Source organism: Micromonospora sp. NPDC049107, assembly GCF_040648595.1.
Classification (GTDB): domain Bacteria; phylum Actinomycetota; class Actinomycetes; order Mycobacteriales; family Micromonosporaceae; genus Micromonospora.
The window spans coordinates 146317-162168 of record NZ_JBEZEC010000007.1; the positions used below are offsets into that span (position 1 = coordinate 146317).

The 15852-nt window shown below is 71.7% G+C and carries 15 protein-coding genes and 1 riboswitch; of the genes, 8 read left to right on the forward strand and 7 right to left on the reverse strand.

Annotation, left to right across the window (positions count from 1 at the left end; translation table 11 throughout):
* Window positions 1-37 precede the first annotated feature (37 nt).
* From pstC to pstB, 3 genes are read left to right on the forward strand one after another with little or no spacing between them, the layout of a single operon-like run.
* Window positions 38-1129, forward strand: coding sequence for a phosphate ABC transporter permease subunit PstC (pstC, locus tag AB0B55_RS18580; RefSeq protein WP_357172416.1), 1092 nt, complete (start codon window positions 38-40; stop codon window positions 1127-1129).
* Window positions 1126-2214, forward strand: coding sequence for a phosphate ABC transporter permease PstA (gene pstA / locus AB0B55_RS18585; RefSeq protein WP_357128988.1), 1089 nt, complete (start codon window positions 1126-1128; stop codon window positions 2212-2214). The genes pstC and pstA overlap by 4 nt, the downstream gene beginning before the upstream one ends.
* A gap of 17 nt (window positions 2215-2231) precedes the next feature.
* Window positions 2232-3008: a phosphate ABC transporter ATP-binding protein PstB gene (gene pstB, locus AB0B55_RS18590; RefSeq protein ID WP_099848932.1), complete on the forward strand. Its 777-nt coding sequence runs from the start codon at window positions 2232-2234 to the stop codon at window positions 3006-3008.
* Between the two features lie 36 nt (window positions 3009-3044).
* Here pstB and AB0B55_RS18595 read toward each other — a convergent pair whose 3' ends face one another.
* On the reverse strand, window positions 3045-3878 hold the full coding sequence (locus tag AB0B55_RS18595) for an NUDIX hydrolase (RefSeq protein WP_357128985.1): 834 nt from the start codon (window positions 3876-3878) through the stop codon (window positions 3045-3047).
* A 232-nt stretch (window positions 3879-4110) separates the two neighbouring features.
* Here AB0B55_RS18595 and AB0B55_RS18600 point away from each other — a divergent pair, with 232 nt between their 5' ends.
* Window positions 4111-5079, forward strand: coding sequence for a Gfo/Idh/MocA family oxidoreductase (locus tag AB0B55_RS18600; RefSeq protein ID WP_357172419.1), 969 nt, complete (start codon window positions 4111-4113; stop codon window positions 5077-5079).
* A gap of 51 nt (window positions 5080-5130) precedes the next feature.
* Here AB0B55_RS18600 and AB0B55_RS18605 read toward each other — a convergent pair whose 3' ends face one another.
* The 4 genes from AB0B55_RS18605 to AB0B55_RS18620 all read right to left on the reverse strand — a co-directional run bounded on the left by AB0B55_RS18605 (window position 5131) and on the right by AB0B55_RS18620 (window position 8409).
* On the reverse strand, window positions 5131-6138 hold the full coding sequence (locus tag AB0B55_RS18605; RefSeq protein ID WP_357128979.1) for an inorganic phosphate transporter: 1008 nt from the start codon (window positions 6136-6138) through the stop codon (window positions 5131-5133).
* 4 nt (window positions 6139-6142) lie between these two features.
* Complete coding sequence (locus tag AB0B55_RS18610; RefSeq protein WP_355050883.1) at window positions 6143-6769, reverse strand: DUF47 family protein; 627 nt, start codon at window positions 6767-6769, stop codon at window positions 6143-6145.
* A 127-nt stretch (window positions 6770-6896) separates the two neighbouring features.
* Window positions 6897-7847 (reverse strand): PPK2 family polyphosphate kinase, encoded by a 951-nt coding sequence (locus AB0B55_RS18615; RefSeq protein WP_357128975.1) that lies wholly within the window; start codon window positions 7845-7847, stop codon window positions 6897-6899.
* Between the two features lie 55 nt (window positions 7848-7902).
* Window positions 7903-8409, reverse strand: coding sequence for a DUF402 domain-containing protein (locus tag AB0B55_RS18620; protein WP_357128972.1), 507 nt, complete (start codon window positions 8407-8409; stop codon window positions 7903-7905).
* An 88-nt stretch (window positions 8410-8497) separates the two neighbouring features.
* Between AB0B55_RS18620 and AB0B55_RS18625 the strand changes: the two genes are divergently transcribed.
* Window positions 8498-10687 (forward strand): ATP-dependent DNA helicase, encoded by a 2190-nt coding sequence (locus AB0B55_RS18625; protein ID WP_357172422.1) that lies wholly within the window; start codon window positions 8498-8500, stop codon window positions 10685-10687.
* 133 nt (window positions 10688-10820) lie between these two features.
* On the opposite strand, the gene AB0B55_RS18630 is transcribed toward AB0B55_RS18625, so the two are convergent.
* The gene (locus AB0B55_RS18630; protein ID WP_357172425.1) at window positions 10821-12119 is read right to left on the reverse strand and encodes an AI-2E family transporter; all 1299 of its coding nucleotides are present in this window, start codon (window positions 12117-12119) and stop codon (window positions 10821-10823) included.
* A 158-nt stretch (window positions 12120-12277) separates the two neighbouring features.
* Between AB0B55_RS18630 and AB0B55_RS18635 the strand changes: the two genes are divergently transcribed.
* Together AB0B55_RS18635 and AB0B55_RS18640 are read left to right on the forward strand one after the other, a co-directional pair.
* Window positions 12278-12616: a co-chaperone GroES gene (locus AB0B55_RS18635; protein WP_357128963.1), complete on the forward strand. Its 339-nt coding sequence runs from the start codon at window positions 12278-12280 to the stop codon at window positions 12614-12616.
* Window positions 12617-12700: 84 nt separating this feature from the next.
* Complete coding sequence (locus AB0B55_RS18640) at window positions 12701-12868, forward strand: hypothetical protein (RefSeq protein WP_355050889.1); 168 nt, start codon at window positions 12701-12703, stop codon at window positions 12866-12868.
* 36 nt (window positions 12869-12904) lie between these two features.
* On the opposite strand, the gene AB0B55_RS18645 is transcribed toward AB0B55_RS18640, so the two are convergent.
* Window positions 12905-14386: a PrsW family intramembrane metalloprotease gene (locus tag AB0B55_RS18645; RefSeq protein WP_357128960.1), complete on the reverse strand. Its 1482-nt coding sequence runs from the start codon at window positions 14384-14386 to the stop codon at window positions 12905-12907.
* 23 nt (window positions 14387-14409) lie between these two features.
* A riboswitch (SAM riboswitch) is annotated at window positions 14410-14530 on the forward strand.
* A gap of 70 nt (window positions 14531-14600) precedes the next feature.
* Here AB0B55_RS18645 and AB0B55_RS18650 point away from each other — a divergent pair.
* Window positions 14601-15845 (forward strand): aminotransferase class V-fold PLP-dependent enzyme, encoded by a 1245-nt coding sequence (locus tag AB0B55_RS18650; RefSeq protein WP_357172774.1) that lies wholly within the window; start codon window positions 14601-14603, stop codon window positions 15843-15845.
* Window positions 15846-15852: the final 7 nt, after the last annotated feature.

Below are 15852 nucleotides of genomic sequence, written 5' to 3' on the forward strand. Positions count from 1 at the left end.
AGACCACCACACCTCCGCAACCGAATCGAGCGAGCAGATGGGTGAAACCCCTCACCGCTCGGCCGACGCCGGCACCGGTGGGACGCGCGTGACCCAGAGTCACGAGTGGCCCGCCGGTGCCTCGGCGCGTGTGGCCGAGGCACCAGTCAGCACCCGTTTCCCGGGCGGCACCGGGCTGGGCGGCGGCGACACGCTGCCCCGAAACCGGAAGTTCGGGGCCGAGCGGGCCTTCCGTGGCCTCACCCTGGCTGCCGGAACGACAGTGTTGGTCATCATCGTGGCCATCGCGGTCTTCCTGATCGCGAAGGCGATCCCGGCCCTACGCGCCAACTCCGCGAACTTCTGGACCTTCGAAGGCTGGTTTCCGAACGACAACCCGCCCACGTTCGGCATCGGCGCTCTCGCCTTCGGCACCGTGCTCACCGCCACCCTGGCGCTGCTCATGGCCGTACCTGTGGCAATGGGCATCGCGCTCTACCTCTCCCACTACGCTCCGCGCAGGCTTGGCAACAGCCTCGGCTTCCTGATCGACCTGCTGGCTGCCGTACCCAGCGTGGTGTTCGGCCTCTGGGGTCGCGACTACCTCATCGGCCCGGTGTCGGACCTCTCTGTCTGGCTCAACAAGTACTTCAGCTGGATCCCGATCTTCGGCGGCGACGGCCCCTACGGCAACTCGATCCTGCTCGGTTCTCTGGTACTGGCCATCATGATCCTGCCGATCGTCACCTCGCTCACCCGCGAGGTGTTCCTCCAGACGCCGAAGGCCAACGAGGAAGCCGCCATCGCCCTGGGCGCCACCCGTTGGGAGATGCTCCGCACTGCGGTGCTGCCGTACGGCCGTCCCGGCATCATCGCCGCGGTCATGCTCGGCCTGGGCCGAGCGCTGGGCGAGACCATCGCGCTGGCGTTGACCCTCGGCTCCACCTACGCCATCTCGTTCAACCTGCTCGAGTCCGGTGGTAACACCATCGCGGCCAACATCGCCAACCGATTCGCCGAGGCGAACGAGACCGGTCGGGGCGCCCTGATCGCCTCCGGCCTCGTGTTGTTCGCGATCACCTTGATCGTCAACATCATCGCGCGGGCGATCATCTACCGCCGCCGGGAGTTCACGGAGTCCGCCGCATGACCACAACCGTCACCTCCCACCGCACCCGGCCGCCGGCCCAGCCGGCTTCACTGCGGGCCCGGCGGCTGCCCTGGTACGCCGCACCGGTCATCGCCGTGGCGGCCCTCGCACTCTCCGCCGTGATCGTTTACGGCGGAGACATCGGCGGCCCGGTCCTCGTCGTCGTCCTCGGCGCGATCCTCTACCTGGCCGGGCTCTTCGCTGCGGCCAACGTGGTCGAGGGGCGTCGATCGGCCCGCAACCGTACCTGGAGCGCGCTGATCCACTCCGCGTTCGTGCTGGCGGTGCTGCCGCTCATCTCGGTCGTCTGGACGCTGGTCAGCAAGGGCACCGAGCGGCTGGACGGCAACTTCTTCCAGACCTCGATGAACAACATCGGGGCCCGGGACGCCAACGGCGGCGCGTACCACGCGATCATCGGCACGCTGGAGCAGGTCGGCATCGCCACCCTGATCACCGTCCCGCTCGGCATCCTCTGCGCCATCTACATCGTCGAGTACGGGCGGGGTCGGTTCGCCTTCGCGATCCGGTTCTTCGTGGACGTCATGACGGGCATCCCGTCGATCGTCACCGGCCTCTTCGTGCTGGCGTTCTGGGTGCTGATCGTGTCGCCCTGGTTCAACGACGGCCGGCCGAGCTTCTCCGGCTTCGCCGCCGCGCTGGCCCTTGCCGTACTGATGCTGCCCACGATCGTCCGGTCCACCGAGGAGATGCTCCGCCTCGTGCCGGCCCCACTGCGCGAGGGCGCATACGCGCTCGGCGTACCCAAATGGAAGACGATCCTGCGGGTGGTCCTGCCGACGGCACTGCCCGGCATCGTCACGGGCGTCATGCTCGCCATCGCCCGCGCGGCCGGCGAGACCGCGCCGGTGCTCCTGGTCGCCGGCGGCGGCGCCGCGATCAACTTCAACCCCTTCGAGAACAACCAGTCGTCGCTGGCCCTCTTCGTCTACCAGCAGGCCGGCGAGGCGTCGAAGTATTCGCCGGCACGGGCGTGGACCGCGGCACTCACCCTGGTCGCCCTCGTGCTCATCCTGACGATCGCGGCGAAGCTGCTGGCCCGTCGCAACAGGCTCAGCCGATGAACCCCGGAGGTACCACCATGGCCAAGCGCGTCTCCGCCTCGAACGTCACCGCGTACTACGGCGGCTTCAAGGCGATCGAGAACATCAACCTGACCGTCGAGCCGAAGACCGTCACCGCTCTCATCGGGCCGTCCGGTTGCGGCAAGTCGACGTTCCTGCGGTCGATCAACCGGATGCACGAGGTGCTGCCGGGGGCCCGCGTCGAGGGCAGCCTGACCATCGACGACCAGGACATCTACGACCGGGACGTGGACGTCACCGCGGTCCGGCGCACGATCGGCATGGTCTTCCAGCGGCCGAACCCGTTCCCGACCATGAGCATCTTCGAGAACGTGGTGGCCGGGCTGAAGCTCAACGGGGTCCGCAAGAAGTCGATCCTGGAGGACGCGGCCGAGAAGGCCCTGCGTTCGGCGAACCTGTGGGACGAGGTCAAGGACCGCCTCGGCAAGCCGGGCGCGGGCCTCTCCGGCGGTCAGCAGCAGCGGCTCTGCATCGCCCGGACCATCGCGGTCGAGCCGCAGGTCGTGCTGATGGACGAGCCCTGCTCGGCCCTGGACCCGATCTCCACGCTGGCCATCGAGGACCTGATGTTCCAGCTCAAGGACAAGTTCACGATCATCATCGTGACCCACAACATGCAGCAGGCCGCCCGGGTGTCGGACCGGACCGCCTTCTTCTCGATCGAGAAGACCGGCGACCCGGGCCGGCTGATCGAGTACGACAACACCCAGAAGATCTTCAGCAACCCGAGCGTGAAGAAGACCGAGGACTACATCACCGGCCGCTTCGGCTGAGCCGCCGGACTGCACTCGACGACGCTGGCGGCGGGCTCAGCTCAGGACGAAGCGGGGCTCGCCGTTCGGCGGCAGGTCCAGGCGTGGGGTGACGGGGGTGGCGGCGTCGCGATCCGCCGCCGCGCTTGCCACTCCCGCCAGGTCGCCGGCCGCCGCAATCTGGGCCAGCGTTACCAGGGTCGGTGGCAGCATGGTCAGCTCGCCGGCCTGGGCCCGGGCCAGCGCGTCCGCCGGCCGGATCCACAGCGTGTGGTCGGCCTCGCCGGAGACGTCGCGGGTCCGCTGTCCGGCCGGCAGCAGGGCCACGAAGAAGTACGTGTCGAAGCGGCGCGGCTCGAACTCCGGAGTGATCCACCGGCTCCAGGGCAACAGCAGATCAGACCGCAGGGTGAGTCGGCGGTCGGCGAGCAGTGCGGCGAAGCCCAGCCGACGCCCCTCCAGGTCCTGCCGGGCCGTCTCCCAGTCGTCTCCGCTGACGTCACCCACCACCGTCGCCGGGCCGGGCCCGGCGAGCAGCACACCCGCCTCCTCGAAGACCTCCCGGGCGGCAGCGCAGACCACCGCCTGGGCGGCGTCCGCGCCCACTCCGAGCCGCCCCGCCCAGTCGGTCGGCGTCGGCCCAGCCCAGTCCAGGTGCGCGTCGGAGTCGGAGCGGTCCACCCCGCCGCCGGGGAAGGCGTACATCCCGCCGAAGGTCATGGCGGCGACCCGGCGGATGACGTACACCTCGAAGTCGGTGTCGGTCGGACGCAGCAGCAGCACGGTGGCCGCGACCCGCGGCGTCGCCGGGCTGCCGCCCTCGGCCTGGAACCGGCGGGCGTGCTCGACCAGGGCGGCCGGCGCGGCGAAGCCGTCGCTGTCGATCGTCATGCCCGCGAGCCTAGTGTCCGGCCCCGCTGTCGCCGGGCGAGCGTCAGGCGACGAGGCAGCCGGCTCGGTGCGACCGGTCGCCGCCGCGAGCGTGATGACTGTGTGGCATCAATATGCCGCACAGTCATCACGCTCATCGCGGCGTCAGGCCCGGGACCACCGCACCGCTGGCCGGGCAGAGACGGGCTGGGCAGCAGCGGGCCGTTCAGCTGGCTCGGCTAGCGTTCGACGCATGACTCGTTGGGGCATCCTGGCCACCGGCCACATCGCCAGCCGTTTCGCCGAAGACCTCCGGCTGGTGCCGGACGCCGAACTGGTCGCGGTCGGCTCCCGCTCCGCCGACAGCGCGCGGCGGTTCGCGGACACGTACGGCGCGCAGCGGGCGTACGGCTCCTGGGTGGGGCTGGCCGCCGACCCTGAGGTCGACGTGATCTACGTGGCCACTCCGCACGCCGCGCACCACGAGGCGGCGCTGACCTGCCTGACCGCCGGCCGCGCGGTGCTGCTGGAGAAGCCGTTCACCCTCGACCTGGCCACCAGCACCGAGCTGGTGGACACCGCCCGCGCCGCCGGGGTCTTCCTCATGGAGGCCATGTGGATGCGGACTAACCCGCTCATCCTCCGCGCGGTCGAGCTGATCGCCGAGGGCGCCATCGGCACGGTGCGCAACGTGCGGGCCGACTTCGGGGTGGCCGGGCCGTTCCCGCCGGAGCACCGGATGCGCAACCCGGCGCTGGGTGGGGGCGCGCTGCTCGACCTGGGGATCTACCCGATCAGCCTGGCGCACCTGCTGCTGGGCGTGCCGCAGCACATCCGCTCCTGGGCGCACCTGGGCCCGGAGGGGACCGACGAGAACACCGGCATCCTCCTCGGGTACGACAGCGGGGCGGTGGCCACGCTGAGCTGCGGCATGGTCGGCGCGAGTTCGTTGGCTGCCTCGATCACCGGCAGCGCCGGCCGTATCGACCTGCCGGAGCCGTTCTTCCGGCCGGCCTCGCTGACCCTGTACCGGGACGGCGCCGAGCCCGAGACGATCACCGCCGAGGAGGCCGGCAACGGCTACCAGTACGAGGCGATCGAGGTGGGGCGCTGCCTGGCCGCCGGGCTGACCGAGAGCCCGCTGGTGCCGCACACCACGACCCTCGAGGTGATGACCCTGCTGGACACGGTCCGGGAGCAGATCGGCGTGCGTTACGAGTGAACGCGAAACGGCCCCCGGACAGCCGGGGGCCGTTTCGGGCACGCGGACCGGTCAGCCGAAGAGCGGCCGGACCAGCAGGTAGGTGACGCAGGCGATCAGCGCGGCCGCCGGGAACGTGATGATCCAGGCGATCACGATGTTGCCGGCGACGTTCCAGCGGACCGCGGAGAGTCGCTTGGTCGCGCCCACGCCCATGATCGCCGAGGTGATCGTGTGGGTCGTGGAGATCGGGGCCTTGAGCACCAGGGCGTTGAAGTAGAGCACCGCGCTGGCCACCGTCTCGGCCGCGAAGCCCTCCGGCGGCCCGAGGTCGATGATCTTACGACCCAGGGTGCGGATGATCCGCCAACCACCGGCGTACGTGCCGAGGGCCAGCATGGTGGCCGAGGTCCAGAAGACCCAGCCCGGGATGTGGGTCTTGCTCTCCTGGAAGCCGCCGGTGTAGAGCGCCAGCACCACGATGCCCATCGTCTTGGCGGCGTCCTGCATGCCGTGGCCGACCGACATGGCGGCGGCGGAGACGGTCTGCGCGTGGCGGAAACCCCGGTTGAGCTTGCCCGGCTGACCCTTACGGAACAGCCAGAGGATCGCCAGCATCAGCAGGTAACCGAGGGTGAGGCCGACGATCGGCGAGAGCACCATCGGCAGGATGACCTTCTCGCCGATGTTGCCCCACTGCACGATGCCACCGCTGGACAGCAGGGTCGCGCCGACCAGGCCGCCGAAGAGCGCGTGCGAGGACGACGACGGCAGGCCGAAGTACCAGGTGATCAGGTTCCAGGCGATGGCGCCCAGCACCCCGGCGAAGACCACCCCGAGGCTGCTCACCCCCGTGGGGAGGGTGACCAGGCCGTCGCCGACGGTCTTCGCGACGCCGGCGCCGAAGTGGGCGCCGATGAAGTTGCCGACCGCGGCGAGGCCGAGGGCGATCCGGGGTGTCAGCGCGCGGGTGGAGACGCTTGTCGCGATCGCGTTGGCGGCGTCGTGGAAGCCGTTGGTGTAGTCGAACGCCAGGGCCACCGCGATCACCGCCAGGACGGCGATGAGTTCGGTAGACACCGGTTCAGGACTCCTTGACCGCGATGGTCTCGACCGTGTTGGCCACGTGCTCGAAGGCGTCGCAGGCGGCTTCCAACTCGTCGGCGACCTCCTTCATCTTCAGCACCGTCAACGCGTCGTACTCGCCGGAGAAGAGCCGGACGAGGAGCTGCCGGTTGATCCGGTCGCCCTCGTTCTCCAGCCGGTTGCACTCGATCCAGTAGTCCTCGAGATCCTTCATCGACTGCAGCCGGGGCATCGCCTCGGCCGTCAGCTTGGCCTGCTGGTCGAGCACGTTGACCATCTCGTGCAGTTCGCGGGGCAGCGCCGGCAGCTCGGTGAGCCCGTACAGGTAGAGCAGGTCGCCGACCGCCTCCAGGTGGTCCATCACGTCGTCGAGCAGCGAGCCGAGCCGGTAGATGTCCTCCCGGTCGAAGGGCGTGATGAAGGTCGAGTTGATCTTCTTGTAAAGATCATGCGTGATCTGGTCGCTGTCGTGCTCGACCTCGGTCAGTCGCTCGCTGACCGACTGCACGTCGACACCGGGCAGGGCCAGTTCGTTCAGCAGCGTGGTGCCCCGGACCAGGTTCTGCGCGGCCCTGGTGAAGAGCTCGTAGAAGGCGCCCTCGGTGGGGCGGAAGGAAAACTTCACAGCACAGACCTCGTCGCGTCGGTGGAAGGGTGGCGGCGTCCGTGGGCGTCCGCTCGGTGAATGCTAGGAAACGCCAGATCCGCAAATTCGCCGGCCCACCCCTGGTCGGACCACATTCACCGCTCGTTCACCTAGTGTTCATCTCGGGCGTCCCAGCCGTCCCCGCTCCCCCAGCAGCCAACCGCTCGCGCTCGTGCGCCACGTCGAAATCGGCAGGCGGATACCCCAGCCGGAGCGTGTCGAACGTCTCCTTCAGCAGATGGGCCACCGCCCAGTCCCGGTACCACTTACGGTCCGCCGGCACCACGAACCACGGCGCGGCGTCCGTGCCACACCGGCTCAGGGCCTCGGCGTACGCGGCCTGGTAGTCGTCCCAGTGCGACCGGGAGTCGACGTCCGACGGGTTGTACTTCCAGTGCTTACGCGGGTCCGTGAGCCGTTCCAGCAGCCGCTCGCCCTGCTCGGCGTACGAGATGTGCAGCATCACCTTGATCACGGTCACGCCGTCCTCGGTCAACTCCCGCTCGAAGGAGTTGATCTCGTCGTACCGGGCCCGCCAGATCGCCTCCGGCACCAACGCGCCGACCCGGGCGATCAGCACGTCCTCGTAGTGCGACCGGTTGAACATGCCCACGTACCCCGCAGGCGGCAACTCCCGGCGGATCCGCCACAGGAAGTCGTGTTGCAACTCCTCCTCGGTCGGCGGCCCGAACGAGCGGATGTGCAGGCCCAGCGGGTTCATCGCGCCCGCCACCCGCTTGATCGTGCCGTCCTTGCCACCGCAGTCCATCGCCTGGAGCACCAGCAGCACCCGGTGCGCGGGACGCGTCGACCCGGCCTTCGCCATCGCGAACAGCATCTCCTGCTGGCGGCCCAACTCCTCGCCGATCAGCTCCACCTGCGCGCGGGCCCAGGTCTTACGGCGTTCGCCCATCTCCTCGGCGGCCGGCAGGCCGGGCGTGGACCGGGGATCGATCGCGGCGAGATCCACCGGAGCGGTGACCCGCAACAGATCCCGCACGGACCCACCGCGCGGCGTCACGATCCGACCGCCCTGCTCCTGCCGGGATTCGCTCATCTGAGGATCATCGCCCACCCGCGCGCCATCCGCCCGGCGAGCCCGACGCGCCGGCTCAGACCACCAGGGCCAACCACTTGCGGTACGAGGTGGCGAACGGTTCGGTGCCGTCGCCGAGAGCGCCGTACAACCACCGGGCCGCCGCCTCGGCCTCGACCACCACGTCGTCCGGGTAGCCGAAGCGGGCCCGGTGCTCGGCGAACTCGTCCTCGTCCAGCAGCTCCACCACGCCGGTGGCCCGCCGGCGGACCACGTCCAGGTCGAGATCGATCAGGTGGACGGTGTCGTCGGACTCCCAACGGGCCGGAGTGGCGATGTCGCAGTAGACCTCGCTGGTGCGCGGCGGGGGGTTGAACATGCACGTCCACCAGGCGTGGTGCGGCACCAGCAGGACGAAGGGGATCTTCTCCACCGACGGCCGGCCGTGGTAGACCGACTCGGTGCCGAACGGGACGCCGAGCCAGACGCCGAGGTCGTCCTCGGCGAGGCGGCGGGCCGGGTAGTCGCGGTGGGCGCTGCCGTCGTACTTGCGGTAGATCACTCGGACCACGTCGCTCGGCATGATTCGCACCCTAACCGATAGCGCCCACACGTCGTAGTGCCGCCGTAACCGGACGACGCCGGCCCGCCGGCCCACGCCACGCGGGCGGATGGGCGCGGTCGGTGTCGGCGGCGACGGGTACCGTCGCACGGTGACTCCGCCCCGCACCGCCACCGGTTCCGCCACCCCCTCGGCCCGTGGCGCAGGCCGGCGGCGGGGCGCCCGGCCCAGCGGCACGGAGCTGCTCGCGGCGGCGGTCGGCGCGGTCCCCGGCGGCACCGCGCGGCCCGGCCAGCAGCAGATGACCACCGCCATCGAGGATTGCGTGACCAGCGGCGAGCACCTGCTCGTGCAGGCCGGCACCGGCACCGGCAAGTCACTGGCCTATCTCGCGCCGGCCCTCACCGTGGACGGCCCGGTGGTGGTCTCCACGGCCACGCTGGCGTTGCAGTCCCAACTCGTCGACCACGACCTTCCCCGACTGGCCGACGCGGTCGAGCCGCTGCTCGGCCGCCGGCCCACGTTCGCGGTGCTCAAGGGTCGCCACCACTATCTCTGCCTGGCCCGACTGGACAACTCCACCGCCGACGAGCCGGAGGACACCCTCTTCGACGCCCCGGCCGCCCGCCCCGGCGGCGGCACCAAGTGGCTCGGCGAGGCCGGCCGGCTGGGCAAGCAGATCGAGCGCCTGCGTGACTGGGCCGAGAAGACCGACACCGGCGACCGCGACGAGCTGGACCCGGGCGTCGACGACCAGGCGTGGCGGCTGGTCTCCATGCCGTCGCGGGAGTGCGTCGGCGCGACCCGCTGCCCGTTCGGCGCGGAGTGCTTCGCCGAGGCGTCCCGGGCCCGCGCCCGCGAGGCCGACATCGTGGTGACCAACCACAGCCTCCTCGCGGTGGACATGCTGGCCGAGCGGCACATCGTCCCGCCGCACAAGCTGCTGATCGTCGACGAGGCGCACGAGCTGGCCGACCGCGTCTCCTCCGCCGCCCAGGCCGAGCTGGTGCCGGAGATGATCGACCGGTCCACCCGGCGGGCCCGCCCGCTGCTGCGCCCGGAGACGGCCGACGCGCTCGTCGCCGCCGGTGACGCCCTCGCCGTCGGGCTGGCCGAGGCGCCGGCCGGTCGCCTCACCGCCGGTCTGCCGACCCCGTTGCGCGAGGCGTGCACCCTGCTCGACTCGGCCACCCGCGCCGCCCTGGACGCCATCGGCGACATCAAGTCCGACGACCCCGATCCGGTGCGCAAACAGCAGGCCAAGGCCGCGATGGACGACCTCTCCACCACCGCCCAACGGCTCCTCGAAGAGGCCGACCACGACGTGGCCTGGGTGGAGAAGAACGACAGCGGCAACCGACGGGCACTGGTGGTCGCACCGCTGTCGGTCGCCGGCACCCTCGCCGCCCACCTGTACGACGAACGCACCGTGGTCGCCACCTCGGCCACCCTGGCGCTCGGCGGCCGGTTCGACACGGTGGCCCGCGCCCTCGGCCTGGACGCGCCGCCGGTTCCGGCGTCGCCCGCCGCCGCCGCGCAGGCCGCCCGCACCGGCGCGGGCCGCCCGGCCGCCGAGACACCGGGCCGCCGGCTGGCCGACGCCACCACCATCCCGGCGACCGAGGGACCGGGCTGGCGCTCGCTGGACGTGGGCTCGCCGTTCGACTACGCACGGCAGGGCATCCTGTACGTCGCCGCGCACCTGCCCCGGCCCAGCGTCTCCGGGCTGCCCGACGCGGCCGGTGAGGAGCTGCTCGGGCTCGTCGAGGCGCTCGGTGGTCGTACTCTGGGGCTCTTCTCCTCCCGACGGGCCGCGACGCAGGCGGCGGAGCTGCTGCGCGCGCGGACCGACCTGCCGGTGTTGTTGCAGGGCGAGGAGGCGCTGCCGCTGCTGGTCCGCCGGTTCCGCGAGGAGCGGTCGAGCTGCCTGTTCGGGGTGATGTCGCTCTGGCAGGGAGTGGACGTGCCGGGCGACGCCTGCCAGCTCGTGGTCATCGACCGGCTGCCCTTCCCCCGGCCCGACGAGCCGCTCGCGGCGGCCCGCGCCGCCGCCGTGGACGCGGGCGGCGGCTCCGGGTTCGCCGCCGTCAGCGTGCCGATCGCCGCGGTACGCCTCGCGCAGGGCGTGGGCCGGCTGATCCGAGCCACCGGCGACAAGGGGGTCGTCGCGGTGCTCGACTCACGCCTGGAGACCGCCCGAGGCTACGGACCCTTCCTGCGCCGTTCCCTGCCCCCGTTCTGGTACACGACCCGCCCCGAGGTGGCCCGCGGCGCCCTGAAACGCCTGGCCACCACGTAAAAGCCCGCGCCCCGGAGTCGGGCCCCGAACTCCGCGCCGATCTTGCAGTTTCGGTTGCCGATATGGTGCTTTTGGGCCCTATTGTCACCACCGAAAGTGCAAGATCGCGGAGTCCGGGGGTGGGGGCGGACGGTCAGGGGGCCTGCGAGGCGACGACCACGGCGTCGGGCGGGGTGTCGGGGACCGTCCGGGCGGCGAGGCGGCGTACCGCGGTGTTCAGCACCGCGATCAGTGGGACGGAGACCAGCGCGCCGGTGATGCCCGCGAGCACCACGCCGGCCGCGATCCCGATGATCACCGCGAGCGGGTGGATGGCCACCGCCCGGCCCATGATGATGGGCTGGAGCACGTGCCCCTCGACCTGCTGCACGCCGATCACGGCGCCCAGGATGATCAGCGCGGTGACCGGGCCGCTGTCGACAAGCGCCACCAGCACGGCGACACCGCCGGAGAGCGCCGCACCGACGATCGGGATGAACGCGCCGAGGAACACCAGGGCGGCCAGCGGGAAGGCGAACGGCACGTCGAAGATGACCAGGAAGATGCCGATGCCGACGGCGTCGATGAAGGCGACCAGCACGGTCGCGCGGACGTACGCGACGAGGGTCTGCCAGGCGGCCCGCCCGGCGTCGTCGACCTTCCAGCGGGCGGCCACCGGCAGCAGCCGGACGACGAAACGCCAGATCTTGTTGCCGTCGCGCAGGAAGAAGAACGTCGCGAACAGCACCAGCAGCGTGCCGGTCAGCACCTCCGCCAGCGTCGCCGCGGTGCTCAGCGCGCCGCTGGTGAACTTCGAGGTGTTGTCGTTGATCCAGCCCTGCGCCTCGTCGATGTACCGGTCGAGCTGGGTGTCGGACAGGTGCAACGGGCCCGTCTTGAGCCAGTTCTGGATCTGCCGGACGCCCTGCGACGACTTCTCGCTCAGCTCCGGAACGCCCCGGATGAACTCGTTGACCACCAGGGTGAGCGTGCCGATGACCGCCGCCAGACCGCCGACCAGCACCACGGCCGTCGCCAGCGAACGGGGCAGCCGGGCCCGCAGCAGCCAACCCACGGCGGGCGCGAGCAGGGCCGAGAGCAGCAACGCGATGGCCAACGGGATGATCACGATCCGGACGGTGCCGACGATCCGGAGCAGCGCCCAGGCCACCACACCGATCACGATCAGCCGCCAGCACCAGGCGGCGGCGATCCGCAGGCCGTGCGGCACGTCGGCGTCGTCCCGGCTGGACGTCGAGCTGTGCAGGTCCACCGGGGGCTCCGCGCCGACGACCGTGGCCTGCGCCGGGGCGGCCGGCCCGGGGACGGCCGGCGAGGCGATGCCGGGCGTCTCCGGCGCGTCGCTCGGGGTCTCCTGGGCGGCGCGTACCGACTTCTTTTCTGACTGGTAGGCGCGGCGCAGCCGCCCGCGTACCCGCTCGAAGCGGCTCAAGCGCACCTCCTGGCAGAAGAGTCGTCCGCCCACGGCGACAGGTCGGACAGCATACGTCCGTTCCCGACACCGTAGGGCAGTTCCGCCACACAATGCCCGCACGACCATGGGCGTAACCACCGGCGGCCGGTCAGCTGCGACACGGTAGCGTCTGCCCCGTGACCGCCGACCAGGATCTCGACTCCGGCCTGCCGATCCGCCTGCTGCACGACCGCGTGCTGGTGCGGATGGAGGGCAGCGAGGGCGAGCGTCGCTCCACCGCAGGAATCGTCATCCCGGCGACCGCAGCGGTCGGCAAGCGCCTCGCGTGGGCCACCGCCGTGGGTGTGGGGCCGAACGTCCGCGCCATCGTCTCCGGCGACCGGGTGCTCTTCGACCCCGACGACCGCTCCGAGGTCGAGCTGCACGGCCGCGGGTACGTGCTGCTGCGCGAGCGCGACGTGCACGCCGTGGCCGCCGAGCGGATCGAGAACGACCCCACCGGCCTCTACCTGTAGCCGCCCCGCCCCGGGCCCGACCGCTTCGTTTGTCGGACCGTACGACGGGAAGCCAGCCGGCGACCGTTGCCCTGGGGAGGGACGATGCCGGTATTCGTGAAGAAACTGCTGACCTGGGGCAGCGTCGCGTTCCTGATCTACTTCATGGCGTTCCGGCCGGACGGCGCGGCGCAGTTGTTCAAGGGGATCGGGGCGGCGTTGATCGCCATGGCCCAGGGACTCGGCGACTTCCTCACCACCCTGATGACCTGACCCCGCCGGCCGCGCCGCGAGACCGCCCGCCCGCGCTCAGGCGTTACCGGGCGGCCACGGCGCGGCGGGGCGCAGGCCGTGCCAACCGGGCGGCGGATAGTTGCCGACCGGGGGCGGCGGGGCGAGCACCACCGGAATGGGCACCACCGGCTCGTCGGGCGCGGACACCGATCGCTGCGTGCCGTCCGGAAAGCGCAGGTGGTACTGGCTACCGTCCCAGACACCGACCGGGGCCTGCGGGTCGCGGCCCACGAAGTACGACCGGTACGCGGTGATCGCCTCCAGGAGCTGCCGCTCCTCGACGGCGGTCCGTTCCCGGTCGGACGGCTTACGGTCCAGACCGCGCAGCGTCCCGTCCCGCAGCAGGGCCAGCCGCGTCGCAGCGAGCTGGTACCCGCGCATGGCACGCGCACCGGCGTCGCCGCCGACGCGGCGTGCCCAGCTCCGGGCGGCGTGCCGACGACCCAGGCTGCTCAGGGCGGCCACCTCCGGTGGGCTCAACCAGCCGGCGCGTACGTAGTCCGGCAGCGTCCGTTCGGTGAGCCGCCCTTCCCAGGCGCGCAGCCACACGGCCAGCCCGACCACGCCGAAGAACACCGGCACCATCAGGCCCAGGAAGCCGTACAGCATGATCACGGCCTCGCCGGTGGCCTGGGTGAGCGTCGGCAGCAGGTTCCACGTGCCGTGCAGCATCATCGCGAGCAGCAGGCCGGCGATCGGGGCCAGCACCCGGACCCGCCGGTCGGCGCTCCGGGAGGCCACGCCGAGCCCCACGCCGGTCATCGAGGTGAAGAGGGGATGGGCGAACCCGAACAGGAGGATCCGCACGATGAAGATGGCGATCACCTGTTGGGTGCCGGTCGCCGGGCCGTACCGGTCGGCACCGGCCGCGTAGCCGTACCCGCCCAGGTAGAGGATGTTCTCCACCATGGCGAAGCCGACCGCGGAGAGCCCGCAGTAGACCAGGCCGTCGGTGATCCCGGACCACTCCCGGCGGCGGAACACCAGCAGCAGGATCGGGCCGAGCGCCTTGGTCAACTCCTCAATGAACGGCGCCACCAGTACGCCGGTCAGCGCGTCCGGCAGCCCCCAGTCGGCGAATCGTCCGGCGGCGAACTCGTTGACGTTCAGCGAGGCGGCGGTGGAGACGAACGCCCCCCAGGCGAAGCAGAAGACCAGGTATTTCAGGGGTTCCGGTTCGTACCGGTCGAGCCAGAGGAAGCAGGCGACCAGCACCGGAACCGGCAGGATCGCGGCGCCCACCCCGATGAGCAGCGCGTCGAGGCCGAGCGACTGACCGAGGCGGACGACCATGAAGACCGCGCACGCGGCGATGAGCAGCACCACCCCGGCCAGCACCAGGAACCGCAGCCAGCCGAAGCGGCGCGGCGGCATCCCGGGTGACGTGCCGGCGGGCGGAACCGCGGGCGGGTGCGGCGGCGACGGCAGGGGTGCACCGGGCGGGGTGTCGGCCATGCGGTCAGCGTAGCCATCCCCCGCCGGCTGGTCCGGTCGCATCCACAGCCGCTATGCTGCCGGCAGGTCACGAGCGCCAGCGTCAAGCCCCGGCTTGCTGGCCGGCAACCCTCGTCGAGTTCGCGGTGGGGTGCCCCGGGTGATGACCGGGCCCAGCCCGATCGGCGTGCTGGGCAAGCGCGGACCCCGTCCCGATGCCATACCCGGGGTCCCTGACCCCGGAGGTTCCGGCGTGTCCGTCACCCTCGTACCCTCGCTGCCCAGCCTGCCCGCTCTCGCGTCCCCGCCGTCGGCGGCGCTCGACGTGCTGGGCGTGCCCGGCGAGATCAACCTCGACTACGCGGCCACCGCGCCGTGCGCGCGGGCCGCGGCCGACGCGGTCACCGAACTGCTGCCCTGGTACGCCAGCGTGCACCGGGGCGCGGGAGCGCTGTCGCGGCGCTGCACGCTGGCCTACGAGCGGGCCCGGCAGACCGTCGGCGACTTCCTCGGCGCGGGCGCCGATGACCACGTGGTCTTCACCCGCAACACCACGGACGCGCTCAACCTGCTGGCCCGGTCGTTGCCGGCCGGCACGACGGTGGTCACCTTCGCCGGTGAGCACCACGCGAACCTGCTGCCCTGGCCGCGCGGCTCGGTACGCCTGCCGGTACCCGCCAACCCGGCCGGGGCGGTACGCGATCTCGCCGCCGCGCTGACCGAACTGCGCCGCGACAGCAACCCCGCGCTGCCGGTGCTGGTCGCGGTGACCGGGGCGAGCAACGTGACCGGTGAGCTGTGGCCGGTCGCCGAACTGGCCCGGGTGGCCCACCGGCACGGCGCCCGGATCGTCCTCGACGCGGCGCAGCTCGCCCCGCACGTCCCAGTCGACAGGCGCACGCTCGACGTGGACTACCTGGCCGTCTCCGGCCACAAGCTGTACGCCCCGTTCGGCGCGGGTGTGCTCGTCGGCCGGGCGGACTGGCTGGACGCGGCCCCGCCGTACCTCGCCGGTGGAGGGGCCACCAGCCACGTCGGGCCGGCCACCCACGACGTGACCTGGACGACCGGTCCGGCCCGGCACGAGGGCGGCACCCCCAACCTGCTCGGCGCGGTGGCGCTGGCGGCGGTGTGCGCGGCGTTGACCGACGCCGACCGGGTCGCGCTCGCCGCCCGCGAGCAGGCGTTGCTGGCCCGGCTCCGCGCCGGCCTCGCGGCCCTGCCGCACGTCGTGGAGTTGCGGACCTTCGGCCCGGACGCGCCCCGGGTCGGCATCGTGTCGTTCGTGGTCGCCGGCCAGGACTCGGCCACGGTGGCCGCCCGGCTCGCCGCCGAGCACCACATCGGCGTACGGGACGGGTTGTTCTGCGCCCACCCGCTGGCCCGGCGGCTGCTCGACGAGGCTGCCACGCGTACCGGCCGGAGGGATCTGCCGCCGACCGCGCTGCGTGCCAGCATCGGCCTGGGCAGCACCGCCGCCCAGGTGGACCGACTCCTTGCGGCGCTCGCCGAGCTGGCCTGAGGCGCGT